The following is a 20,708-nucleotide window of genomic DNA, read 5'->3' as shown; positions in this document are numbered from 1 at the left end:
TGAGACCTCGTGTATTAGCGGCGCGGCCCGAGCAGAGCGTCGAGCCAGCCGATGATGGGATTTCGCAGGATCCAAAGCATCAGCGCGGCGATGGTTCCGCCAACGACTCCCGGATGCTCCTGCACCACGGCAGCGCCCTCGTCGTAGACCACACGTGCTTGCTCGACGACCTCGTCGGCGACACGCCCGGCCACGCCGCGCGCTTCCAGATCGAGCTTCACCTGCGCCAGGCGCGTGTCGAACGCCAGCTTGCTGGTGTCCCGCAGCGCCTTGTCGGCCAGCACCTTGGCTTCGAGCGGGGCCCTCATGAAGACTTCTCCCCGCCCCAGACCGTCGTCAGCAAGGTGACCTGCCTCTTGGCGCGCAGCAGCAGGAAGACGGCAAGCCCGAGCAGCACCAGCGTGACGAGTGCGGTCGACCCCCATGCGGTGATGATGGGGGCAAGGGCGATGACGAGGCCCACGACCAGTGCCATGACTGCGAAGAACACGAGCACCAATGCCGCAACGGCATAGATGACGATGTTCTTGCTGGCACTCGCCGCGAATGCCGCGCGGGACTTCTGGAACTGAAGCTCCGCCTCGGCATAAGTGCGCGCGTCTTGCGCAAGCTGGTGGAGATCCTCGTTGAGCGAGCGCTCGCGCGCTTCGCTCAGCAAGGGATCGACGGCCGTCTCAGGCGCGTAGGTGATGTCCGGCATGTGCGGTCCGATGCGTCAGACCGTGCCTTACTTGAACACACGGCCGAGGAGGTATCCGGCAGCAGCAGCCATGCCGAGCGCCAGCGCGGGGCTCTGCCGCACGAACTCGACCGCATCCTCGCCCAGTTCGTCGAGCGACTTCTCGTCGAGACGCGTCGCGACATCCTGCACCGATTTGGCGGCACCGCGAGCATAGTCGCCGTACTTGGCGCCAACCTTCTCGTCCAACACGCCGGCGTTGTCGGTGATCAGCTGGCTGAGGCTGGCGAGCGCGCCGCTGGCCTGTGCCTTGCCCTGGTCAGCGAAGCCGAAGGCCTTTTCCTTGTACTCGCCCGTGCGCACCTTGGCGTCGCCGGCGAGGCCGTCCTTCTTTTCGTACAGCTTTTCGCGGTACTCGCCCGCCCGGTTCTGAGCTTCAGCACCGAGCGCCTTGGCGCCAGCCAGCGCTTCTTCCACAGCCTTTGAGAAGTGGTTCTTCGCCGCTTCGGTTCCGTTCCCGCCAGTGGCGCCCGAACCGGGGATCGTTGTAGTTTCGACCATGGTGTGTCCTCCTGAAGTTCGATCCCACACGTTCGTATTGATGCAAGTTGGTAGAGCTTGCGTAACACAACGAAGGGTTGATTGCTGCAACGCAACTTGTCAGCGAAAGTTCCCCTGCTAAGGACGCCCAAATCCCGCGCAAACCCGCGCCAGCGAAGGAGTGTCAGCCGCATGACCGCCATCATCGACATCCATGGCCGAGAGATCCTGGACAGCCGGGGCAACCCCACCGTCGAAGTGGACGTGCTGCTGGAAGATGGCAGCTTCGGCCGCGCCGCGGTGCCCTCGGGCGCATCGACCGGTGCGCATGAGGCTGTGGAGCTGCGCGATGGCGACAAGGCGCGTTACCTGGGCAAGGGCGTGCTGAAGGCGGTCGACGCGGTCAACAACGAGATCGGCGAAGCGCTGGTCGGCATGGATGCGGAGGACCAACGCGACCTCGACCTCGCCATGATCGAGCTCGACGGCAGCGAGAACAAGGGGCGTCTCGGCGCCAACGCGATCCTCGGCACTTCGCTGGCGGTCGCCAAGGCGGCGGCGAACGCGCGCGGCTTGCCGCTTTATGCCTACGTCGGCGGTGTCTCAGCACACGTGCTGCCGGTGCCGATGATGAACATCATCAACGGCGGCGAGCACGCCGACAACCCGATCGACTTCCAGGAATTCATGATCATGCCGGTCGGCGCGGACTCGATCGCCGAGGCCGTGCGCTGGGGCGCCGAGATCTTCCACACGCTTAAGAAGGGCTTGCACGAGAAGGGCCTGGCGACCGCGGTGGGCGACGAGGGTGGCTTTGCGCCCAACATCGCTTCGACCCGTGCGGCGCTCGATTTCGTCAGCCAGTCGATCGAGAAGGCCGGTTTCAAGCTCGGCAGCGAGATTCAACTTGCACTAGACTGCGCCTCGACCGAGTTCTTCAAGAACGGCAAGTATGAGATCAGCGGTGAGGGCCTGTCGCTCTCGCCCGTTGAGTTCGCCGACTACCTGGCCGACCTCACTGCCGCCTACCCGATCATCTCGATCGAGGACGGCATGAGTGAGGACGACTTCGAGGGCTGGAAGGCGCTGACCGACAAGATCGGCCACAAGGTCCAGCTGGTCGGCGACGACTTGTTCGTCACAAATCCCAAGCGCCTGACGATGGGCATCGAGCAGGGCCTGGCCAACTCGCTGCTGGTGAAGGTCAACCAGATCGGATCGCTGACAGAGACGCTGGAAGCGGTCTCGATCGCGCAACGCGCTGGTTACACCGCGGTCATGTCGCATCGCTCGGGCGAGACCGAGGATGCGACCATTGCCGACCTGGCGGTCGCCACCAACTGCGGGCAGATCAAGACCGGCTCGCTGGCGCGTTCGGACCGGTTGGCAAAGTACAACCAGCTGATCCGCATCGAGGAAGAACTGGGCAAGGCCGCGCACTACGCCGGCGCCAAAGCATTCGGCAAGCTGAGCGTCTGATCCGATCCTGTCGTCCCGGGCTGAGCTCGGGCGACACCACGGTGCGGCTCAATCGTGGGCCGCAATCCGCTCCGCCACAGTGACCAGGCGCTGCGCCTGTTCCAGGTGCAGCAGTTCCGCCATCCTGCCTTCGACCTTGATCGCGCCTTTGCCGGCGTTCTCCGGGAGCGCAAAGGCGTCGATCACTGCGCGCGCCCAGGTGAGCTCTGTCTCGCTGGGCGAGAACACTGCATTGCACGGCTCGATCTGTGCCGGGTGGATCAGGCTCTTGCCGTCGAAGCCAAACATCAGCCCCTGGCGCGCCTCCGTTTCGAAAGCTTCGAGGTCACGAAACTCGTTGCACACACCGTCCAGGATCGCGATGCCCTGGCTGCGAGCGGCAGCGACCGCCACCGACAGGAACGGCAGGAACGGCGTGCGGCACGGCGTCAGCTGCGCGCGCATCTCCTTGGCGAGATCGTTGGTGCCCATGATCCACAGCGACAGCCGTGTGGAGCTGGCAGTAGCAGCGATCGCTGGAAGGTTGGCGACCGAGGCGCAGGTCTCGATCATCGCCCACAGCTGCATGGCCGGCGGCGCGGAGCCAAGCGCGTCCTGATAGCCTTGGATGTCCTCGGGGCCATCGACCTTGGGCACCAGCACCGCGTCCGCGTGCGACCCGGCGATCGCGGCGAGATCGGCCGCGCCCCAGGGGGTGTCGAGGCCGTTCGCACGGATCGCGATCTCGCGGTGGCCGAAGCCGCCTTCAGCGACCGCGGCAACGGCGGCGCCCCGCGCCGCGTCCTTCATCTCCGGGGCGACCGCGTCCTCCAGGTCGAGGATCACCATGTCGCACGGCAGGGTGCGCGCCTTGGCGATGGCCTTGGCGTTGGACGCGGGCAGGTAGAGTGCGGAGCGGCGCGGGCGCAGGTTCGAATCCATGGGGCGAGTGCTACCCGCTTCTCGCGCTGACTCAAGGTCACGTGATTGGCAACGCGATCAAGCGCCGAACCGAACGGGTTGGAGGTGGGAGAAGGAGAAGCTGGATCAGTACCCCAGCGTGCTGAGCAGAGCCTCGCTCTCGGTCCACAACCGCGCGGCCGCGGCATCATCGCTCCCTTGGGAGGCGACCGGCGCCTCGGCCCTGTTGTGGAAGTAGCGACCGCCCTCGCGCCCGCCTTCTTCCGAGGTCGCCAGCCAGAAGATGGTGCGCGCGGCGCCTTCGGGTCCGTCCGCGGCGTGGGTGGCGAAATGGTCCTGCATCTGCTGGCCGCCGTGGCTGGCGAAGTTGGTGTCGACCATGCCGGGATGCATCGCCTGCGCGACGATGCCGGTATCTGCGAGACGGCGATTCAGCTCACGGGTGTAAAGCAGGTTGGCCAGCTTCGCCTGGCAATAAGCGGCACCGGCCGGGCCATTGCGGAACTGCAGGTCGTCCCAGTTCATGCTCGGGATGTACTCGTGCGCGCTGGAGGAGACGGCGACGACGCGCACGGCACCCGGCTCACGCTCCGCCGCGGCACGCTCCAGCAGCGGCAGCAGTTCGCGAGTCAGCAGGAACGGCGCAAGGTGATTGGCGGCGAAGGTCGCTTCCAAGCCATCGCCGGTGGTGTAGATCGCGTCGCGCACGCCCCCGGCGTTGTTCACGAGCACGTCGATATGGTCAGTCAGTTCCGCGATCTCGCCCGCGACGCGCTTCACATCGGCCATTTCGCAGAAGTCGCCGCGCAGGAAGTCGACCTTGGCGTCCGGACCGGCAGCGTCGCGGATCGCGGCCTCGCCCTGGGCGCTGCGGACCGGATCGCGACCGGTGCCGATGACGCGCCAGCCGGCGCGGGCGAACTCGAGCGCGCTGGCAAGGCCGATGCCCGAGCTGGCGCCGGTGATGACGACGGTACGTGTCGGGCTCTGGTTCATGTCATTCTCTCCCATGTTCTAAGGCCTTATTAGCGCGGCCGGGCGCCTTGCAGGAACAGCCGCACCGCGAACGCGACGCGCGCCTCGATTTCGTCCGGCTCGAGCGGGTGGCCCGAGGTGATGAAGCGAACCGGGCCACCCACCACCATGCTCATGAAGGTGTTTGCCGCCAGCATCGGCTGGTCGATGACGAGCCGGCCCGCCTTTGCCTCGGCTTGCAGCACGTCTGCCAGGAAGCGCACGGTCGGGCGCGCGGCGACGTCGTAGTACGTCGTGAAGATCTCGGGAAAGCGGTATGATTCAGTGTTGATGATCCGCTGCAGCTTCAGCCCTTGCGGCGTGCTGACGAGATCGATGCGGAGCCGAGCGATGGCGATCAGCGTCCGTTCTAGATCGTCGGCGCGCGTCGCGGCGATGCTCTCGGGCGCGAGCGCCAGGCGGTCGATCCCACGGCGCACGGCTGCCAGGAACAGCGCCGCCTTGTCCGGATAGCGTGCGTAGACGGTGCGCTTGGTCATGCTCACGTCAGCGGCGATTGCCTCGATGGTCGCCTGTTCGAACCCGCGGTCGAGAAAGTGGTCGAGCGCCCGATCGAGCAGTTCGGCTTGACGAGCCTGCGCCTGTTCGCGCGTGGGGCGGCCCGAGCGCGCGGTGGTCTCGGCGAGGGATGCAACTTGTGGAGGCATGAAGCCACCAAAGCCGAAAGCGCTTGCGCAGCCAACCGAATCATGAGTAACGAAACGCATCAGGTGCCATTAACGAGTCGCAGCACTCGGGCCAAGCACGAAGATGAAGAGAGGCATGCCGATGGGATCCGCAGTCGAAAAGCTTACCGCGTTGGTCGCTGATCCTGAGCGGTTCTCGTTCAGCGCGGACGAGCTGCGCGAGACGCAAGTCGCCGCGCTGGACGAGCGTTTCCAGGAGCGAAAAGGGCGGATCAAGCTCCTGTCCTTGCGCGCCCGCGATGCCGGGCTGGAGCGGATCGCCAGCGTGGCGGACGTGGTCTCGGTGCTGTTCCCGCACACCGCCTACAAGTCCTATCCGGAAAGCTTCCTGATGGATGAGCGGTGGGACAAGCTGACCAAGTGGCTCGGCACGATCTCGCCATATCCGATCGAAGGCGTGGACCTCGAGGGTGTCGACGGTGTCGACGATTGGATCGAGCGACTGGCCGCCAAGGGCTACTTCATTTCGTGCTCCAGCGGGACGACGGGCAAGTCGGCGATGCTGATCGCCTCGCAGAAGGACATGGACTGGTCGAAGATCGACACGGTCAACGTGTTCTCCTGGGGCTCAGGCGTGAAGCCGCGGCAGGATCGCATGATCGTGGGCAGCGCGCCGGTGGCCTCGGTGCCCAAGAACAAGACGATCGCGCAGGCGCAGTATGACGCCTACGCCAATCCAGAGTGGCCGCGCTGGAACTATCCGGTGCCGCCGATCACGGTCGGCTCGCTGACCAGCATGGTGGTCATGCGCAAGAAGATCGCCGACGGCACCGCCCGCCCGGATGAAGTGGCCGCGTTCGAGGAAACATCGGCCGCGCGGGCTCAGGCGGTCGCCGATGCGGTGCCCGCCACTGCCGAGCACATCATCGCCCATCGGGACAAGAAGCTACAGCTCTCAGGCCTGTGGAGCGGCCTGTGGCAAGTGGCCAAGGCGGTGCGCGATCGTGGCTACGGACGCGACGATTTCAACCCGGACAACTCGATCTACGTCGGCGGCGGGCTCAAGCGGGCGCAGCTGCCGGACGACTACCAGGAGTTCGTCTACGAGACTTTCAACATCCCCTCTGATCGACAATTCCAGAACTATTCGATGCAGGAGCTGAACTCCGGCATGCCCAAGTGCCGTGAGGGTGGGCGCTACCACGTGCCGCCGTGGATCGTGCCGATCCTGCTCGCCAAGTCCGGCGACCACGCGCTCGACCATCGGCACGGCGAGATGGAGGGGAGGGCGGCGTTCTTCGACTTGTCGCTCGACGGCCGTTGGGGTGGAGTGATCACCGGCGACCGGATCAGCCTGGACCTCAGCCCCTGCGCCTGCGGCAACGCCGGCCCGTCGATCCGCGACGACATCGCCCGCTACGCCGACCTGGAGGGTGACGACAAGATCGGCTGCGCCGGCACCGTCGACGCCTACGTGCGGGGCGTGGCTTGATCAGCCAGCAAGAGAGGACAAGCCATGGGAGCCAATGTCGACCGCCTGCTGAGTACGCTCGGCACGCCGGACTGTTATCAGCACTCCGCGACCGAGCTGCGCGAGGTGCAAGTCGCGGCACTAGACGAGCGCTTGCAGGAGCAGGGCCAGCACATCCGACTGGTGAGCTTCCGGGCTCGTGACGGCGGCGTCTCAAGGATCGAGTGTCTAGACGATGCGGTTCCGCTGCTGCTGCCGCACACCGCTTACAAGTCCTACCCCGAAACGTTCCTGACCGGCGGTAAGTGGGACAAGCTGACCAAGTGGCTCGGCACCGTCTCTGCTCACCCGACCGATGGTGTCGATCTCACCGGCGTCGAGAGCATCGACCAGTGGGTCGAGGCATGCGGCAAGGCCGGCCTTTACGTCTCGTGCTCCAGCGGCACGACTGGAAAGTCGGCGATGCTTGTCGCCTCGCAAGCCGACCTCGACTTCGCGGGGCGCGACGGGGTCGATGCGGTGCAGTGGGGATCCGATATCCGAGTGGGCGACAAGCGCACGCCGGCCGGCGCAGCGAGTGCGGTCGCCTACACTCCGCGCAATGCGGCGATGGGGCAGGCATTGATGGGCGCCTTCGTCAATCCTGAGGCAGAGCGGTTCCAGTCCGGGCTGCCGCCGGTGACGATCGGCTCGCTGACGCAGATGGTCACGCTGCGCAAGGCGATTGGCGACGGAACCGCCAAGCCCGACGAGATCGCCGCGTTCGAGGCAGAGTCCGCCCGCCGCCAGGCCGCGCTCGATGCCGCGCAGGTGGGTGCGGTGGAGGACATCATCTCCAAGCGCAACGAGCGACTCTACATCACCGGCATGTGGGGCGCTCTGTACCCCTTCGCCAAGGCGGTGCGCGAGGCAGGCTTCTCGGGCAGCGACTTCCACCCGGAGAACGGCGTGTACCTGGGCGGCGGGCTCAAGCGCGCGCAGCTGCCGCCGGACTATCGCGAGTTCGTCTACGAGACCTTCAACCTGCACCCGCGCTTCATCTACCAGATGTACGGCATGCAGGAGCTCAACTCCTCGATGCCGCGCTGTCAGGCCGGCCATCGCTATCACGTGCCGCCATGGGTCGTGGCCTTGCCGTTGGACAAGACGGGCGAGAGCCTGGTCGAGCACGACGACCAAGGCGAGATCGAATGTCGCGCCGCGTTCTTCGACTTGTCGCTTGATGGCCGCTGGGGCGGCGTGATCTCGGGCGACCGCATCCACCTCGACTTCCGCCCTTGTGCCTGCGGCGCGAAGTCCCCGTCGATCCGTGACGACATCGCGCGCTACGCCGATCTCGAAGGCGACGACAAGATCGGCTGCGCAGGCACCGTCGATGCATATGTGAGAGGATTGTCATGAACCTGATCAGCGAAATCGAGCCCGCCGAAGCGATCGTCTCGGCACCCTTCTTCCTGCGCGGCGAGGTGCTGTTCGGCAGCGACGTGGTGCAGAAGTCGCGTGACCTCGGCGTCACGTTCGCCACGCCGCGAATCCCGTTCGACCGCGCGGTGCCCCCGCGCACTGAAGTGCCGCCGCTGCTCAACGTACCGCTGTCAGAGATCATGGACTTCCTGGTCGAGACCGGCGAGCGACTGCGGGCGCCCGGCAACGTCTACATGGAGGAATGCGTCGAGCGCATGTGCACCACGCACATCCTGCCGCGCGAGGTGGTGATGCGCAGCGTTCACCATGCCTCCGCCTACCTCGACAAGCGGGTGTTGATGGCGGACGTGGAGCAGAACTTCCCCGACCCACGCGCGCTCGACACCTGGGTCCCCAAGCAGGACTTCACCGGCCGCAAGAGCTTCGTGCGCGCCTTCGCGCCGCGGCTGATCCACGTCATGCCGGGCAATTCGCCGGGCGTTGCCGTCAAGTCGATCGCGCAAGGGGCGATGGTCAAGGCGGTGAACCTGTTCAAGATGCCGTCCGCCGATCCGTTCACCATGGTCGCGATCCTGCGCACCATGGCCGACATCGACCCAGACCATGCGATGGTGCGCTCGATGTCGGCAGTCTACTGGCGCGGCGGCGACGATGCGACCGAGCGGGTGCTGTTCCGCCCGCAGTACTTCGACAAGATCGTCGCCTGGGGCGGCGGCGATGCGATCGCGAACGTTATCAAGTACCTGATGCCAGGGCTGCAGCTCGTCTCGTTCGATCCCAAGACCTCGATCTCACTGGTGGGTCGCGAGGCGCTGGTGGATGACGAGACAATCGACCAGGTGGCGGACTTGTGCTCGACCGACGTCATGGTTCTCAACCAGGAGGCATGCGTTGCCAGCCGCTACCAGTTCGTGGAAGGCCCGCGGGATCAGGTCGACCGCTTCTGCGAGCGCCTTTATCACCACATTGCCCGCCGGGCCGCCGATAGCGGCGACTTGCGCCCGCTCGACATGGACATGCGCGAGCAGGTCGAGGCGATGGTGATGATGGACGATGACTACGGCGTGTGGGGCCGCACTGACGGCAAGGGCCTGGTGATCCGTTCCGACGAGCCGGTCGACTTCCACCCGATCAACAAGACCGCCAACGTGGTGCGGGTGGACTCGCTCGACGACGCGGTGAAGTGGATCAACGTCGCGACGCAGACCGTCGGGTTCTATCCCTTCGACCGCATGGCCGATTATCGCGACCGCCTTGCCGCCGGCGGGGCGCAGCGGATCGTCCACCTGGGCGAGGCGGGGCCTTCGACGATCGGCAACCCGCACGATGCCATGTATCCGCTGCACCGCTTCGTGCACTGGATGGCCCATGAGGATGGGGTGGAATAGGCGTCCTCCCCAACACGGGGAGGGCAGATATCGCGTGGCCGCTACCAATCCCCTTGCCAGCCCCGTGACATGCGTTAGTCAGCGCAGAAACCGCGAAGAGGATCGTACACACCATGGCCGTTGAAATCCTGCTCCCCAAAATCGGCTTCTCGATGCAGGAGGGCCAGATCGCCGAATGGCTCGCCAAGGACGGCGAGCAGGTGACCGAAGGACAGCCGCTGTTCTCGCTCGAGGCTGACAAGTCGACCAACGAAGTCGAGGCGCCCGCCACCGGCACGCTGAAGATCACCGCGTCCACCGGTGAGACTTACGAAGTCGGCACGGTCCTCGGCTACATCGAGTGAGCGAGTTGCTGGACTTGGCCGCCGGCCGGGTCCAGACTGCCGCCATGATCAAGCGCCTCACCGCTCTCGCTTCCCTCGCCGCCCTCGCTCTGCCGGGCGCGGCCATGGCCACTCTGCCGGTCGGCACTGCCGCGCCGGCGTTCAGCACGCAGGGGGCGCTCGGCGGTAAGGACGTTCCGCTCGACTTGCGAAAGGCGCTGCGCAAGGGACCGGTCGTCCTCTACTTCTACCCCAAGGCATTCACGCAAGGCTGTACGCTGGAGGCGCACGCCTTTGCCGAGGCGACGCCGGAGTTCGCGAAGTACGGCGCGACCGTGATCGGCCTGTCGGCGGACGACCTGCCGACCTTGCGCAAGTTCTCCACCGAGGAGTGCCGCGACAAGTTCACCGTTGGCGTGGCGAGCCCGGCGATCATCAAGTCCTATGACGTTGCGCTAAAGCGGGCAGGGGCGCCGGCTGGAATGACCGACCGCACCAGCTACGTGATCGCGCCCAATGGCAAAATCGTGTTCGTGCACTCGGATCTCGACTTCCGCGATCACGTCGCGCAGACGCTGGCTGCGGTAAAGGCGCTCAAAAAGCGCTGAGGCCCGATGCCCTCTTCCCGGACGGGGAGAGCGCAAGGGACACCCGTTCCCTTTACAATCCCGCCCGCTCCGCTAAGCGAGGCGACCCCTATTCGTTCCGGAGTTTTGCCGTCATGCGTGCCGAAGGGCAGGCCCACGTTCAGCGTATACAGAAGGCGATGGCGCTCGTCCGCAAGTTCCTCGACTGGGATCGCGCCACGCGTCGCCTCGAAGAGTTGAACGCGCGCGTTGAGGACCCGACGCTGTGGGACAAGCCCAAGGAAGCCGAAGCGGTGATGAAGGAGCGTCGCCGGCTCGAAGCTTCGATCGGCGCTGTCCGCCAGATCGAGAGCGAGATGGCCGACGCGATCGAGTTCATCGAATTGGGCGAGATGGAGGACGACGCTGCCACCATCGACGAGGGCCACGCGACGCTGAAGGCGCTTGCCGAACGGGCCGATCGCGACAAGGTGCAGGCACTGCTCGCCGGTGAGGCCGACGGCAACGACACCTACCTCGAAGTCCATGCCGGCGCGGGCGGCACCGAGAGCCAGGACTGGGCCGAGATGCTGCAGCGGATGTACAGCCGCTGGGCCGAGCGCAAGGGCTACAAGGTCGAACTGGTTGACTACCACGCGGGCGAAGCGGCGGGTATCAAGAGCGCCACGCTGCTGATCAAGGGCGAGAACGCCTACGGCTATGCCAAGACCGAGAGCGGCGTGCACCGCCTGGTCCGCATAAGCCCCTACGACAGCTCCGCGCGGCGCCACACCAGCTTCTCCAGCGTGTGGGTCTACCCGGTAATCGACGATACCTTCGAGATCGAGATCAACCCGGCCGACCTGAAGATTGACACCTATCGTGCGTCGGGTGCTGGCGGGCAGCACGTCAACACCACGGATTCCGCAGTGCGCATCACGCACCAGCCCTCCGGCATCGTCGTCGCGAGCCAGATCGATCGCTCGCAGCACAAGAACCGCGAGATCGCCATGGGCATGCTCAAGGCCCGCATGTTCGAGGCCGAAATGCAGAAGCGCGAGGAGGCCGCCAGCGCCGAGCACGCCAGCAAGAGCGACATCGGCTGGGGCCACCAGATCCGCTCCTATGTGCTGCAGCCCTACCAGCAGGTGAAGGACCTGCGTACCGGCCTGGTCTCCACGGCACCGGGCGACGTGCTCGACGGCGAGTTGGACGCGTTCATGGCCGCAGCGCTTTCGCAGCGGGTGACGGGCGAGAAGGTCGAAGTCGAAGACGTGGATTGAGTTGAGATGATCTTCCCCTTGGAGGGGAGCATCAAGCATCCGGCTAACTCACGGCTTTGCCAAGCCTATGACGACTCGCTAAGGGGCGGCCATGGTCGCGCGTTCTCGCATCATCCCTTCCGCCGTTCTGGCGCTCGCGCTGCTTTCCTCGGGCTGCGAGAAGAAGGTCGAGGACGGGCGCGCGCCCACCTCGCGCATGTTCCCGCGCGCGGACCGCCCCATCTCCAACCTGGGCGCCAACGGCTTCTCCTCCGAAACCGAGCGGGACAGCGTCAACGAGGCGCGCAGCGTCATGGATCTGGCTGGGATCGACAAGGGCATGTCGATCGCCGACATTGGCGCGGGCGAGGGCTACTATACGGTCCGTCTCGCGCAACGCGTGGGTGCTGACGGCCGCGTGCTGGCGCAGGACATCGACCGTGAGGCGCTGCGAAGGCTGGGCCTGCGCATCGAGCGCGAGCGGCTGGACAACGTCTCGATCAAGCAAGGTGCCGAGGACGATCCGCGACTGCCCGCGAACAGCTTCGACCGCATCATGCTGGTCCACATGTACCACGAGGTGGGCGAGCCGTACGCGTTCCTGTGGCGGCTGCGTCCGGCGCTGCGGCCCGGCGGCAGCGTCGTAGTGGTCGACATCGACCGCCCGACCGAGAGCCACGGCATCCCGCCCGCCTTGCTTTTCTGCGAATTCGAAGCAGTGGGCTTCCGCTTGGCGGAATTTGTGCGTAAGCCCAAGATGCAAGGTTATTACGCGCGCTTCGAGGCAAAAGGTGCCAGACCAGCGCCAGAGGCGATACGACCGTGCCGTTTGGCTGGCAGCGCTCCGGCCGCCCTGGGTTGAATGGGTGCTAGCTGAGCGGGCGCGCTCCAGAAGGAAGACGAAGAAGTCATGGGTTTCAAGGGTCTTAAGCCGATCATGTACGGCGGCCGCGAAGTCTGGCCGCTGGTTGAAGGCGGCAAGGGCGTCTCGGCGACCAACCACCTCAGCTCGGGCGCCTGGGCGGCTGCCGGCGGCATCGGCACGGTAAGCGCAGTCAACGCCGACAGCTACGATGCCGAGGGCAAGATCGTGCCCCAGATCTACGACGCGCTCACCCGCAAGGAACGCCACGAGCAGCTCATCCGCTACGCCATCGACGGCGCGGTGGAGCAGGTGCGCCGCGCCTATGACATCGCCGGCGGCAAGGGCGCCATCAACATCAACGTGCTGTGGGAAATGGGCGGCGCGCAAGCCGTGCTCGAAGGCGTGCTGGAGAAGACGCGCGGCATGGTGACCGGTGTTACCTGCGGCGCCGGCATGCCCTACAAGCTGTCCGAGATCGCGGCGCGCTTCAACGTCAACTACCTGCCCATCGTCAGCTCCGCGCGGGCGTTCCGTGCGCTGTGGAAGCGGGCCTACTCCAAGGTTTCGGAGCTGATGGCGGCGGTGGTCTACGAAGACCCGTGGCTGGCCGGCGGCCACAACGGCCTGTCCAATGCCGAGGACCCGACCAAGCCCGAGGATCCATACCCCCGCGTCAAGGCGCTGCGCGACACCATGCGCGGCGAGGGGATCTCCGATGACGTGCCGATCATCATGGCCGGCGGCGTGTGGTACTTGCGCGATTGGGAGAACTGGATCGACAACCCGGAACTGGGCTCGATCGCGTTCCAGTACGGGACCCGCCCGCTGCTCACCCACGAGAGCCCGATCCCGCAGCAGTGGAAGGACGCGTTGCGCGAGCTGGAGCCAGGCGACGTGCTGCTCCACCGCTTCTCGCCCACGGGTTTCTACTCCTCGGCCGTGCGCAATCCCTTCCTGCGCAATCTGGAAGCGCGGTCCGAGCGGCAGATCCCCTACTCGAAGGTCGAGGCGGGCGAACATACGGTCCGCCTGGACGTGGGCGTCAAGGGCAAGAACTTCTGGGTCGCGCCCAAGGACCTGGAGCGCGCCCGGACTTGGGTGCTCGAAGGCTACACCGATGGCCTGCGCACGCCGGACGACACCATCGTGTTCGTCGATCCGATCGAGCGCGATGTCATCCGCAAGGATCAGGCCGACTGCATGGGCTGCCTATCGCACTGCGGCTTCTCCTCGTGGAAGGACCATGACGACTACACCACCGGCCGCCTCGCCGATCCGCGCAGCTTCTGCATCCAGAAGACCCTGCAGGATATCGCGCACGATGGCCCGATCGACGAGAACCTGATGTTCGCCGGCCACGCGGCCTACAAGTTCAAGCAGGATCCGTTCTATTCCAACGGCTTCACGCCGACGGTCAAGGAACTGGTGGATCGCATCCTGACGGGCGACTGAGGCTAGGCAAGGGTCGAGACCCACGTCGTCCCGGGCTCGACCCGGGACCGGTTTCAAAATACCCCAAGCTTTCACGTGGCGCTTAGCACGAGGTTCGTCGCTGACGTCGTCCCGGGTCGAGCCCGGGACGACGTCAGCGCTCGCCGTGTGTGGCCACGTCCAGGCCGGCTTCCTCGGAGGCTTCGCTGACCCGCATAGGGAACGCGAGCGAGGCCATCAGCGCGATCACGGTGCTGCCGATCGCCGACCAAGCCGCAACCACCACCACTCCGATCCCCTGGGCGACCAGTTGCGCGATCGGGTTCATGGTGTCGTCGTAGCCGGTGCCGCCCAGCGCCCGGGCCATGAACACCCCGACCAGCAGCGATCCCGCAGCGCCGGGCACGGCAAACAGCGCGGACACGCCGAGCCGATCATCGATACCCATGCGGCGGACGAGCCATGCCGCTCCTGCCGAGAGCGTGGCACCGATCGCGCCGATGGCCATGGCACCGCCCGGCGAGACATAGAGCGCAGCGGGCGCGATCGCCGCCAAGCCGGATACCAGGCCCAAGGCGAAAGCTTCGGCGCGGGGCGGCTCACGGCGCAGCCGGTCAATAAGCAGTCGCATGAGGCCGCCGGCGCAAGCCGCGGCGTGCGCGGAGATGAGCGCTGCCGCCGCATCGTCGTTGGCGGCGAAGGCGGAGCCGCCGCACAGGCCGAACCATCCGATCCACAACAGCAGTGCGCCCGCCAGGGTGATCGGCGAGAGGCCGGTGTTGCTGTCTCGCGGGAAGTCGATGCCGCGGCCCATCAGCACCGCCGTCACCAGCGCACTTGTCCCGGCCGACACCTCCAGCGCCATGCCGCCGGCATAGTCGATGGTGCCGCTGGCGGAGGCGAGCCAGCCGCCACCCCACAGCCAGTGCAGCACAGGCGCGAGCACGACCACGCTCCACAACGCGGCGAACAGCACCACCCAGCCGAAGCGGCCGCGTCCGGACCAGGCACCCAGCATCATCACCGACGCGAGAACGGCGCAGACCATCTGGAACAGCGCAAAGGCGCTCTCGGGTACCGACAGACCATCCCGCACGTTGCCGAGCTCGACCAACATCATGGCATTGCCGCCGCCCAGCCAGCCTGAGGTCACGCCCCCGAACGCAAGCGTGTAGCCGCAAACGATCCAGGCGAGCGAGACGGCGGCAGCGACCGCGGCGGTCTGCATCAGCATGGCGACGAAGGCACCCGCTCGCGCTCGTCCCGCCTGGAACAGCGCCATGCCCGGCAGTGTGGCGATCAACAGCAGGGCGGTAGCGGCGAGAAGCCAGGCTGTGTCGCCGCTGTCGCTCGCCTCGATCGAACCATCCTGGGCCATGGCCATCGAGGGCAGGGCGAAGGCAACCAGTGCGGAGGCAACCAGAGCAACAGACATCGAAGCGCGGCGAAACGGCATGGTTCGGCAATCCCCCTCCGGCGCCGCTGTCCGACCGCCTTCCGGCGCTGCCGGCGGCATCGTTACGTCCGGGTAGCGCAGTTGAGTCGATATTTCGTTACCGCACAAGAGGCTGGCGGGGCAGGCGCGTCAGAGCGGAGGAAGGACGCGGTCCGGAGGTCTGTGTCCATCGACCCAGAAGCGGATGTTGGCGATCACCCGCTCGCCCGCGGCCTCGCGCCCCTCGCGCGTCGCGCTGCCCAGGTGCGGCAGCACGAGCACGTTCGGCAAAGCGAGCAGGCGTGGATCGAGCTGTGGCTCATTGGCGAAGACGTCGAGCCCGGCGCCGCCCAGATGTCCGTCGCGGAGTACGGCGATCAGCGCCTCCTCCTCCACCAGCTGGCCGCGACCGGTGTTGATCAGCAGCGCGCCGCGCTTCATCAGCATGAGCCGTCGGCGGTCGAGCAGCGGCTCCCCGTTGGGCAGGGCCGGGCAGTGGAGCGTCAGGATGTCGGCTTGTGCAAACAGTGCTTCGAGATCGGCTTCGTAGCGCACACCTAGCTCGGTCTCGAACTCGGCAGGCAAGCGGTTGCGGTTGTGATAGACGATCTCGAGCCCGAAGGCGCGGGCGCGCCGAGCCACCGCCTGGCCGATCCGGCCCATGCCGACGATGCCCAACTGCTTGCCGCCAAGGTTCTGCCCGAGCAGGTTCGTCGGGCCCCACCCCTCCCATGCACCTTGCGCGAGCACTTGGGCGCTCTCGGCGAAGCGGCGCGCGACGAAGATGATCAGCGCGAGCGTCAGGTCGGCCGTGTCGTCGGTAAACACGCCGGGTGTGTTGGTGACGATGATCTTGCGCGCATGGGCAGCCGCCAGGTCGATGTTGTCGGTTCCGGCGCCGAACTGCGCGATGAGCTTGAGGCGCTCGCCCGCGTCGGCGATCAATTCCGCGTCGACCGAGTCGGTAACGGCGGGCACCAGCACGTCGCACGCGCGGATCGCCGCTGCCAGATCCTCGCGTGAAAAGGGTCGGTCGTCGGCGTTGAGCTGCACGTCGAACAAGTCCTGCATGCGCGCCTGCGTAGCGGGCAGAAGACGGCGCGTGACGATCACGCGCGGCTTGCGGGCAGGGGTGGCGGGCGCGGTCGGGGCCTGGGGCTCGGCGGTCATGTCGGGCCTAGCGGGTGGACGAGCGTACGGGCGCGGTCAAGAAGCCTTGAAGCGATGTTCGCGAGAGGTCTATGCACGCGGCATGGTTGCCCTTCGTCCCCGTCTCGTCCTTGCTCTGGCCCTGTGCTGTGCGGCCATGCCCGCGCGCGCCGAGGACGAGGGTGTGCCCTACTGGGCGTCCATCGATGCGGACGTCGCTAACATGCGTGTGGGGCCAGGAGACAGCTACCGCATCTCCTGGGTCTACCGCCGCCCGCACTTGCCGGTGAGAGTACTGCGCCGCGAGGGTCCATGGCGGTTGATCGAGGACCCGGCAGGCGACAAGGGCTGGATGCGCGACCTGCTGCTCTCGCGCCAGCGCGCGGCAATCGTGACCGGGAAGGGCGCGGCGGAGATGCGCGCCGAACCGAAGGCAGACTCGCACCTGCAGTGGCGAGTGGAGCCGGGCGTCGTCGGGCTGCTCGGCGAGTGCGAGGCAGGCTGGTGCCAGTTCGATGCCGATGGGCACAAGGCCTTTGCGCCGGCTGATCGCCTGTGGGGTACGGGGAACCCATAAGGTGAGCCCTGCCTGCCTGGATAGCAGGTCACGAAGGCGAACAACCTAACCTCAACACCGCCTAGGCTGAGCTTGTCGAAGCCTGCCCGTGACCTCGGGTGTAATCCTGGGACATGGCGCACCGGTGGTTGGCATGCTCGACAAGCTCAGCATGAGCGGTGTTGAGGCAAAGGCTGAAGTGGCGGCGCGACAGGAAGTGGCGCCGCTTTCATCGATGCCGCACCGACCTTCCCCCAAGCAGGCCCGAGGGAAGGTTAGCGATAGATCAGGCCAGTTCCACCGCGACTGCGGTCGCCTCACCGCCGCCGATGCACAGGCAAGCGATGCCGCGCTTCAGGCCCTTTTCCTTAAGCGCGCCGAGCAGCGTCACGATGATGCGCGTGCCCGAGGCACCGATCGGGTGGCCCAGCGCCGTCGCGCCGCCGTGAATGTTGATCTTGTCGTGCGGGATGCCGAGATCATGCATGGCGAACATGGCGACGCAGGCGAAAGCCTCGTTGATCTCGAACAGGTCGACGTCTTCGATCGCCCAGTCGACCTTCTTCAGCAGCTTGGTGATCGCTCCGGCCGGTGCGGTGGTGAACTTGGCCGGCTCCTGCGCGTGAGCAGCGACGCCGACCACGGTGGCGACGGGGCTCAGGCCCTTCTCCTGCGCCTGGCTGGCGCGCGTCAGCACCACCGCAGCGGCGCCGTCCGAGATCGAACTGGAGCTGGCCGCGGTGATCGTGCCTTCCTTGGCGAAGGCGGCTTTCAGCTGCGGGATCTTGTCGGGCTGGCCCTTGCCGGGCGCTTCGTCGGTGTCGACGATCACTTCACCCTTGCGGGTCTTGACCGTGACCGGGACGACTTCACCGGCGAACGCGCCGCTGGAGATCGCGGCCTGCGCACGGCGCAGCGACTCGATCGCGTAGGCGTCCTGATCCTGGCGCGTCAGCTGGTACTCGTCGGCGGTGCACTGCGCGAAGCTGCCCATTGAACGGCCTTCCTCGTAGGCGTCTTCCAGGCCGTCGAGAAACATGTGGTCGTAGATCGTGTCGTGGCCGGCGCGCGCACCGCCGCGGTGCTTCTTGGAGAGGTAAGGCGCGTTGGTCATGCTCTCCATGCCCCCGGCGATGACCATGTCGATCGAGCCCGAAGCGAGCGCCTCTGCACCCATGATCACCGTCTGCATGCCCGAGCCGCAGACCTTGTTCACCGTGGTTGCCTGCACCGACTTGGGCAGGCCGGCCTTGATCGCGGCCTGGCGCGCAGGGGCCTGGCCCAGGCCAGCGGGGAGGACGCAGCCCATGTAGATCCGCTCGATGTCATCGCCCGACACGCCTGCGCGCTCGACTGCGGCCTTGACCGCCGTGGCGCCAAGGTCGGTCGCGCTTACCTCGGCGAGTGCGCCCTGCAGGCCGCCCATCGGGGTGCGTGCATACGACAGGATCACGATCGGATCGGCGGCGGAAATCTGTGCCATGGTCTAGCCCTCTCAGTAATTGCGTTGGACAGCGCTTTGCATCGCGCATAATGCTGCAATGCGGCATTGGCAATGCGCCGATACCGTCCGTATGGATGCGCGAAACGCGGTCCATGTAGGCCTTCGTCGGTCCGGATAGACATAGATTGATGCCGTTTCCTCACGGGCCGCATATTGAGGCCCAAGAGGGCGCCCGGGGTTGCACCGCGCACCGGGCGGGACTAGGGCGCGGTGCAACCGGTTATCGCAACGAGTCAGAGCTTTGGTCGACCTCTCGCAATACCTGCCGATCCTGATTTTCCTGGTGATCGCGCTGGCGCTATCGACGGCATTCGTGTTCCTGCCCATGGGTGTGGCGCGGCTGACCGGTACGCACAATCCGAATGCCGACAAGCTGAGCGAATACGAGTGCGGCTTTCCCGCGTTCGAGGATCCGCGCAGCCAGTTCGACGTGCGCTTCTACCTGATCGCGATCCTGTTCATCGTGTTCGATCTGGAAGCGGCGTTCCTGTTCCCCTGGGCGGTGTCGCTCGACGTTACGGGCTGGCCCGGCTGGATCACCATGATGGTGTTCCTGGGCGAACTGGCGATCGGCCTCGCCTATGCGTGGAAGAAGGGAGCTCTGGACTGGGAATGACCGATCTCGTCACCCAATTTCGCAAGGACGGCCACGTTCCCGAGAGCGAGGCCAAGCTGCCGGATCAGGCCTTCTTCGACGGGCTGAACCAGGAAGTGTCCGACAAGGGCTTCCTCGTCACCTCCACCGAAGAGCTGTTCCAGTGGGCCCGCACCGGCTCGCTGTGGTGGATGACCTTCGGCCTCGCCTGCTGCGCGGTCGAGATGATCCACGTCAACATGCCGCGCTACGACATGGAGCGCTTCGGCGTCGCGCCGCGCGCCTCCCCGCGCCAGTCGGACGTGATGATCGTCGCCGGCACGCTGTGCAACAAGATGGCCCCGGCGCTGCGCCGCGTGTACGACCAGATGTCGGATCCCAAGTACGTGATCTCGATGGGTTCGTGCGCCAACGGCGGTGGCTACTACCACTACAGCTACAGCGTCGTGCGCGGCTGCGACCGTATCGTGCCGGTGGACATCTACGTGCCGGGTTGCCCGCCGACTGCTGAGGCGCTGCTCTATGGCGTCATGCAGCTGCAGCGCAAGATCCGCCGCGTCGGCACGCTGGAGCGCTGAGAATGGCCGTGTTGCACTCTGCTCCCAGGATCACCTCGAGCGAAGGCGTGCTGGACACCTTGTCCGCCGCGCTTGGCGCGATGCTGGTCGATGCGAAGGAAGAGTTCGAGGAACTCGTCTTCACCGTGCGGCGCGAAAGCGTCGAGGATGCTCTGCGGCTGCTGCGCGATGAGCATGCCTACCAGCAGCTGATGGAGATCGCCGGCGCCGACTATCCGTCGCGGGCCGAGCGCTTCGAAGTCGTCTACATGCTGCTCTCACTCACCAAAAACCACCGCGTGATGGTGAAGGTGACCGCGGCCGAGAACACGCCGGTGCCGACCGTCACAACTTTGTGGCCGGTCGCCGGCTGGCTCGAGCGCGAGGTGTTCGACATGTACGGCGTTGTTTTCGCCGGCAACCAGGACTTGCGCCGGATCCTCACCGACTATGGCTTCGAAGGACACCCGTTCCGCAAGGACTTCCCGCTGACGGGCTACCACGAGCTGCGCTACTCCGAGGAGGACAAGCGCGTCGTCTATGAGCCGGTGCGTCTGGCTCAGGACTTGCGCTCGTTCGACTTCCTCAGCCCCTGGGAAGGCGCCGACTACGTGCTGCCGGGTGACGAGAAAGCCTCGGAGAAGCCGGCATCGCCCCCAGTCGCCGAGCCGAAGGTCACCGAGAAACCCGGTCAGAGCGGCGCTGCCGAGCCGAGCGACAGCAAGGCCGAGCAGAAAGTCGCGCCGAGCGCCACCACGTCGAGTACGGTGGCAGGCCAGGGTCAGAGCGAGCCTACGGTGAAGACCACCGGGACGCCCGAACCTGGTGCGCCCGATCCGACAGCGAAGCAGCCCGATCGCCCGGCCGATGGCCCGGCGTCGGACAAGCAGGGCGGCGGTCCCGCTCCCGAAGGTAGCTGATC

General features: G+C 66.1%; 22 protein-coding genes. 13 read left to right on the top strand and 9 right to left on the bottom strand.

Annotation, left to right across the window (positions count from 1 at the left end):
- Window positions 1-14: 14 nt before the first annotated feature.
- From GV044_RS07385 to GV044_RS07375, 3 genes are read right to left on the bottom strand one after another with little or no spacing between them, the layout of a single operon-like run.
- A complete protein-coding gene (locus GV044_RS07385) occupies window positions 15-308 on the bottom strand; it encodes a hypothetical protein (protein ID WP_159867514.1) in 294 nt (97 codons plus the stop codon).
- Entirely contained in the window at window positions 305-700 is a 396-nt protein-coding gene (locus GV044_RS07380) for a phage holin family protein (RefSeq protein ID WP_159867511.1), read from the bottom strand. Before GV044_RS07380 ends, GV044_RS07385 begins: the two co-directional genes overlap by 4 nt.
- Window positions 701-727: 27 nt before the next feature.
- Complete coding sequence (locus tag GV044_RS07375; protein WP_159867508.1) at window positions 728-1,240, bottom strand: hypothetical protein; 513 nt, start codon at window positions 1,238-1,240, stop codon at window positions 728-730.
- A 171-nt stretch (window positions 1,241-1,411) separates the two neighbouring features.
- Between GV044_RS07375 and eno the strand changes: the two genes are divergently transcribed.
- The gene (gene eno, locus GV044_RS07370; RefSeq protein WP_159867505.1) at window positions 1,412-2,698 is read left to right on the top strand and encodes a phosphopyruvate hydratase; all 1,287 of its coding nucleotides are present in this window, start codon (window positions 1,412-1,414) and stop codon (window positions 2,696-2,698) included.
- Between the two features lie 48 nt (window positions 2,699-2,746).
- Here eno and GV044_RS07365 read toward each other — a convergent pair whose 3' ends face one another.
- The 3 genes from GV044_RS07365 to GV044_RS07355 form a co-directional block, all read right to left on the bottom strand.
- On the bottom strand, window positions 2,747-3,619 hold the full coding sequence (locus GV044_RS07365; RefSeq protein ID WP_159867501.1) for a CoA ester lyase: 873 nt from the start codon (window positions 3,617-3,619) through the stop codon (window positions 2,747-2,749).
- 105 nt (window positions 3,620-3,724) lie between these two features.
- Complete coding sequence (locus tag GV044_RS07360; protein WP_159867498.1) at window positions 3,725-4,594, bottom strand: SDR family NAD(P)-dependent oxidoreductase; 870 nt, start codon at window positions 4,592-4,594, stop codon at window positions 3,725-3,727.
- A 29-nt stretch (window positions 4,595-4,623) separates the two neighbouring features.
- Entirely contained in the window at window positions 4,624-5,280 is a 657-nt protein-coding gene (locus tag GV044_RS07355; RefSeq protein WP_159867494.1) for a TetR/AcrR family transcriptional regulator, read from the bottom strand.
- Window positions 5,281-5,401: 121 nt separating this feature from the next.
- Between GV044_RS07355 and GV044_RS07350 the strand changes: the two genes are divergently transcribed.
- The 8 genes from GV044_RS07350 to GV044_RS07315 all read left to right on the top strand — a co-directional run bounded on the left by GV044_RS07350 (window position 5,402) and on the right by GV044_RS07315 (window position 14,011).
- A complete protein-coding gene (locus tag GV044_RS07350) occupies window positions 5,402-6,751 on the top strand; it encodes a hypothetical protein (RefSeq protein ID WP_159867491.1) in 1,350 nt (449 codons plus the stop codon).
- A gap of 24 nt (window positions 6,752-6,775) precedes the next feature.
- Complete coding sequence (locus GV044_RS07345) at window positions 6,776-8,131, top strand: hypothetical protein (RefSeq protein ID WP_159867489.1); 1,356 nt, start codon at window positions 6,776-6,778, stop codon at window positions 8,129-8,131.
- On the top strand, window positions 8,128-9,543 hold the full coding sequence (locus GV044_RS07340; protein ID WP_159867487.1) for an acyl-CoA reductase: 1,416 nt from the start codon (window positions 8,128-8,130) through the stop codon (window positions 9,541-9,543). The genes GV044_RS07345 and GV044_RS07340 overlap by 4 nt, the downstream gene beginning before the upstream one ends.
- A gap of 113 nt (window positions 9,544-9,656) precedes the next feature.
- The gene (locus GV044_RS07335; protein ID WP_159867485.1) at window positions 9,657-9,887 is read left to right on the top strand and encodes a biotin/lipoyl-containing protein; all 231 of its coding nucleotides are present in this window, start codon (window positions 9,657-9,659) and stop codon (window positions 9,885-9,887) included.
- A gap of 44 nt (window positions 9,888-9,931) precedes the next feature.
- The gene (locus GV044_RS07330) at window positions 9,932-10,474 is read left to right on the top strand and encodes a peroxiredoxin (protein WP_159867483.1); all 543 of its coding nucleotides are present in this window, start codon (window positions 9,932-9,934) and stop codon (window positions 10,472-10,474) included.
- 113 nt (window positions 10,475-10,587) lie between these two features.
- Window positions 10,588-11,715, top strand: coding sequence for a peptide chain release factor 2 (prfB, locus tag GV044_RS07325; RefSeq protein ID WP_159867481.1), 1,128 nt, complete (start codon window positions 10,588-10,590; stop codon window positions 11,713-11,715).
- Window positions 11,716-11,806: 91 nt separating this feature from the next.
- Window positions 11,807-12,556, top strand: coding sequence for a class I SAM-dependent methyltransferase (locus GV044_RS07320; RefSeq protein WP_159867479.1), 750 nt, complete (start codon window positions 11,807-11,809; stop codon window positions 12,554-12,556).
- Between the two features lie 48 nt (window positions 12,557-12,604).
- Entirely contained in the window at window positions 12,605-14,011 is a 1,407-nt protein-coding gene (locus GV044_RS07315; RefSeq protein WP_159867477.1) for a nitronate monooxygenase family protein, read from the top strand.
- A 133-nt stretch (window positions 14,012-14,144) separates the two neighbouring features.
- On the opposite strand, the gene GV044_RS07310 is transcribed toward GV044_RS07315, so the two are convergent.
- Complete coding sequence (locus tag GV044_RS07310; protein ID WP_159867475.1) at window positions 14,145-15,425, bottom strand: ammonium transporter; 1,281 nt, start codon at window positions 15,423-15,425, stop codon at window positions 14,145-14,147.
- A gap of 150 nt (window positions 15,426-15,575) precedes the next feature.
- Complete coding sequence (locus GV044_RS07305; protein WP_159867473.1) at window positions 15,576-16,595, bottom strand: D-glycerate dehydrogenase; 1,020 nt, start codon at window positions 16,593-16,595, stop codon at window positions 15,576-15,578.
- Window positions 16,596-16,677: 82 nt separating this feature from the next.
- Here GV044_RS07305 and GV044_RS07300 point away from each other — a divergent pair, with 82 nt between their 5' ends.
- Entirely contained in the window at window positions 16,678-17,151 is a 474-nt protein-coding gene (locus tag GV044_RS07300; protein ID WP_159867470.1) for an SH3 domain-containing protein, read from the top strand.
- A 265-nt stretch (window positions 17,152-17,416) separates the two neighbouring features.
- Here GV044_RS07300 and GV044_RS07295 read toward each other — a convergent pair whose 3' ends face one another.
- On the bottom strand, window positions 17,417-18,613 hold the full coding sequence (locus tag GV044_RS07295; protein ID WP_159867467.1) for an acetyl-CoA C-acyltransferase: 1,197 nt from the start codon (window positions 18,611-18,613) through the stop codon (window positions 17,417-17,419).
- Window positions 18,614-18,875: 262 nt separating this feature from the next.
- Here GV044_RS07295 and ndhC point away from each other — a divergent pair, with 262 nt between their 5' ends.
- The 3 genes from ndhC to GV044_RS07280 are packed head-to-tail and all read left to right on the top strand — an operon-like array spanning window position 18,876 to window position 20,706.
- Window positions 18,876-19,250, top strand: a complete 375-nt coding sequence (ndhC, locus tag GV044_RS07290; RefSeq protein WP_159867464.1) for an NADH-quinone oxidoreductase subunit A — start codon at window positions 18,876-18,878, stop codon at window positions 19,248-19,250.
- Window positions 19,247-19,807, top strand: a complete 561-nt coding sequence (locus tag GV044_RS07285; protein ID WP_236554772.1) for an NADH-quinone oxidoreductase subunit B family protein — start codon at window positions 19,247-19,249, stop codon at window positions 19,805-19,807. The genes ndhC and GV044_RS07285 overlap by 4 nt, the downstream gene beginning before the upstream one ends.
- A 2-nt stretch (window positions 19,808-19,809) precedes the next feature.
- Window positions 19,810-20,706, top strand: a complete 897-nt coding sequence (locus GV044_RS07280; protein ID WP_159867461.1) for an NADH-quinone oxidoreductase subunit C — start codon at window positions 19,810-19,812, stop codon at window positions 20,704-20,706.
- Window positions 20,707-20,708: the final 2 nt, after the last annotated feature.

Source organism: Novosphingobium sp. 9U (assembly GCF_902506425.1).
In the GTDB taxonomy this organism is placed as follows: Bacteria; Pseudomonadota; Alphaproteobacteria; order Sphingomonadales; family Sphingomonadaceae; genus Novosphingobium.
This window is presented reverse-complemented; position numbering and strand designations above follow the sequence as displayed.

Bases quoted from the DNA above. Each gene is read 5' to 3' on its own strand.
- GV044_RS07305 (WP_159867473.1), bottom strand. From the start codon at position 16,595: ATGACCGCCGAGCCCCAGGCCCCGACCGCGCCCGCCACCCCTGCCCGC.
- GV044_RS07320 (WP_159867479.1), top strand. From the start codon at position 11,807: ATGGTCGCGCGTTCTCGCATCATCCCTTCCGCCGTTCTGGCGCTCGCG.
- GV044_RS07300 (WP_159867470.1), top strand. From the start codon at position 16,678: ATGGTTGCCCTTCGTCCCCGTCTCGTCCTTGCTCTGGCCCTGTGCTGT.
- GV044_RS07335 (WP_159867485.1), top strand. From the start codon at position 9,657: ATGGCCGTTGAAATCCTGCTCCCCAAAATCGGCTTCTCGATGCAGGAG.
- GV044_RS07295 (WP_159867467.1), bottom strand. From the start codon at position 18,613: ATGGCACAGATTTCCGCCGCCGATCCGATCGTGATCCTGTCGTATGCA.
- GV044_RS07365 (WP_159867501.1), bottom strand. From the start codon at position 3,619: ATGGATTCGAACCTGCGCCCGCGCCGCTCCGCACTCTACCTGCCCGCG.
- GV044_RS07345 (WP_159867489.1), top strand. From the start codon at position 6,776: ATGGGAGCCAATGTCGACCGCCTGCTGAGTACGCTCGGCACGCCGGAC.
- GV044_RS07340 (WP_159867487.1), top strand. From the start codon at position 8,128: ATGAACCTGATCAGCGAAATCGAGCCCGCCGAAGCGATCGTCTCGGCA.
- eno (WP_159867505.1), top strand. From the start codon at position 1,412: ATGACCGCCATCATCGACATCCATGGCCGAGAGATCCTGGACAGCCGG.
- GV044_RS07280 (WP_159867461.1), top strand. From the start codon at position 19,810: ATGGCCGTGTTGCACTCTGCTCCCAGGATCACCTCGAGCGAAGGCGTG.
- GV044_RS07385 (WP_159867514.1), bottom strand. From the start codon at position 308: ATGAGGGCCCCGCTCGAAGCCAAGGTGCTGGCCGACAAGGCGCTGCGG.
- GV044_RS07375 (WP_159867508.1), bottom strand. From the start codon at position 1,240: ATGGTCGAAACTACAACGATCCCCGGTTCGGGCGCCACTGGCGGGAAC.
- GV044_RS07330 (WP_159867483.1), top strand. From the start codon at position 9,932: ATGATCAAGCGCCTCACCGCTCTCGCTTCCCTCGCCGCCCTCGCTCTG.
- GV044_RS07350 (WP_159867491.1), top strand. From the start codon at position 5,402: ATGGGATCCGCAGTCGAAAAGCTTACCGCGTTGGTCGCTGATCCTGAG.
- GV044_RS07380 (WP_159867511.1), bottom strand. From the start codon at position 700: ATGCCGGACATCACCTACGCGCCTGAGACGGCCGTCGATCCCTTGCTG.
- GV044_RS07360 (WP_159867498.1), bottom strand. From the start codon at position 4,594: ATGAACCAGAGCCCGACACGTACCGTCGTCATCACCGGCGCCAGCTCG.
- prfB (WP_159867481.1), top strand. From the start codon at position 10,588: ATGCGTGCCGAAGGGCAGGCCCACGTTCAGCGTATACAGAAGGCGATG.
- GV044_RS07355 (WP_159867494.1), bottom strand. From the start codon at position 5,280: ATGCCTCCACAAGTTGCATCCCTCGCCGAGACCACCGCGCGCTCGGGC.
- GV044_RS07285 (WP_236554772.1), top strand. From the start codon at position 19,247: ATGACCGATCTCGTCACCCAATTTCGCAAGGACGGCCACGTTCCCGAG.
- GV044_RS07310 (WP_159867475.1), bottom strand. From the start codon at position 15,425: ATGTCTGTTGCTCTGGTTGCCTCCGCACTGGTTGCCTTCGCCCTGCCC.
- GV044_RS07315 (WP_159867477.1), top strand. From the start codon at position 12,605: ATGGGTTTCAAGGGTCTTAAGCCGATCATGTACGGCGGCCGCGAAGTC.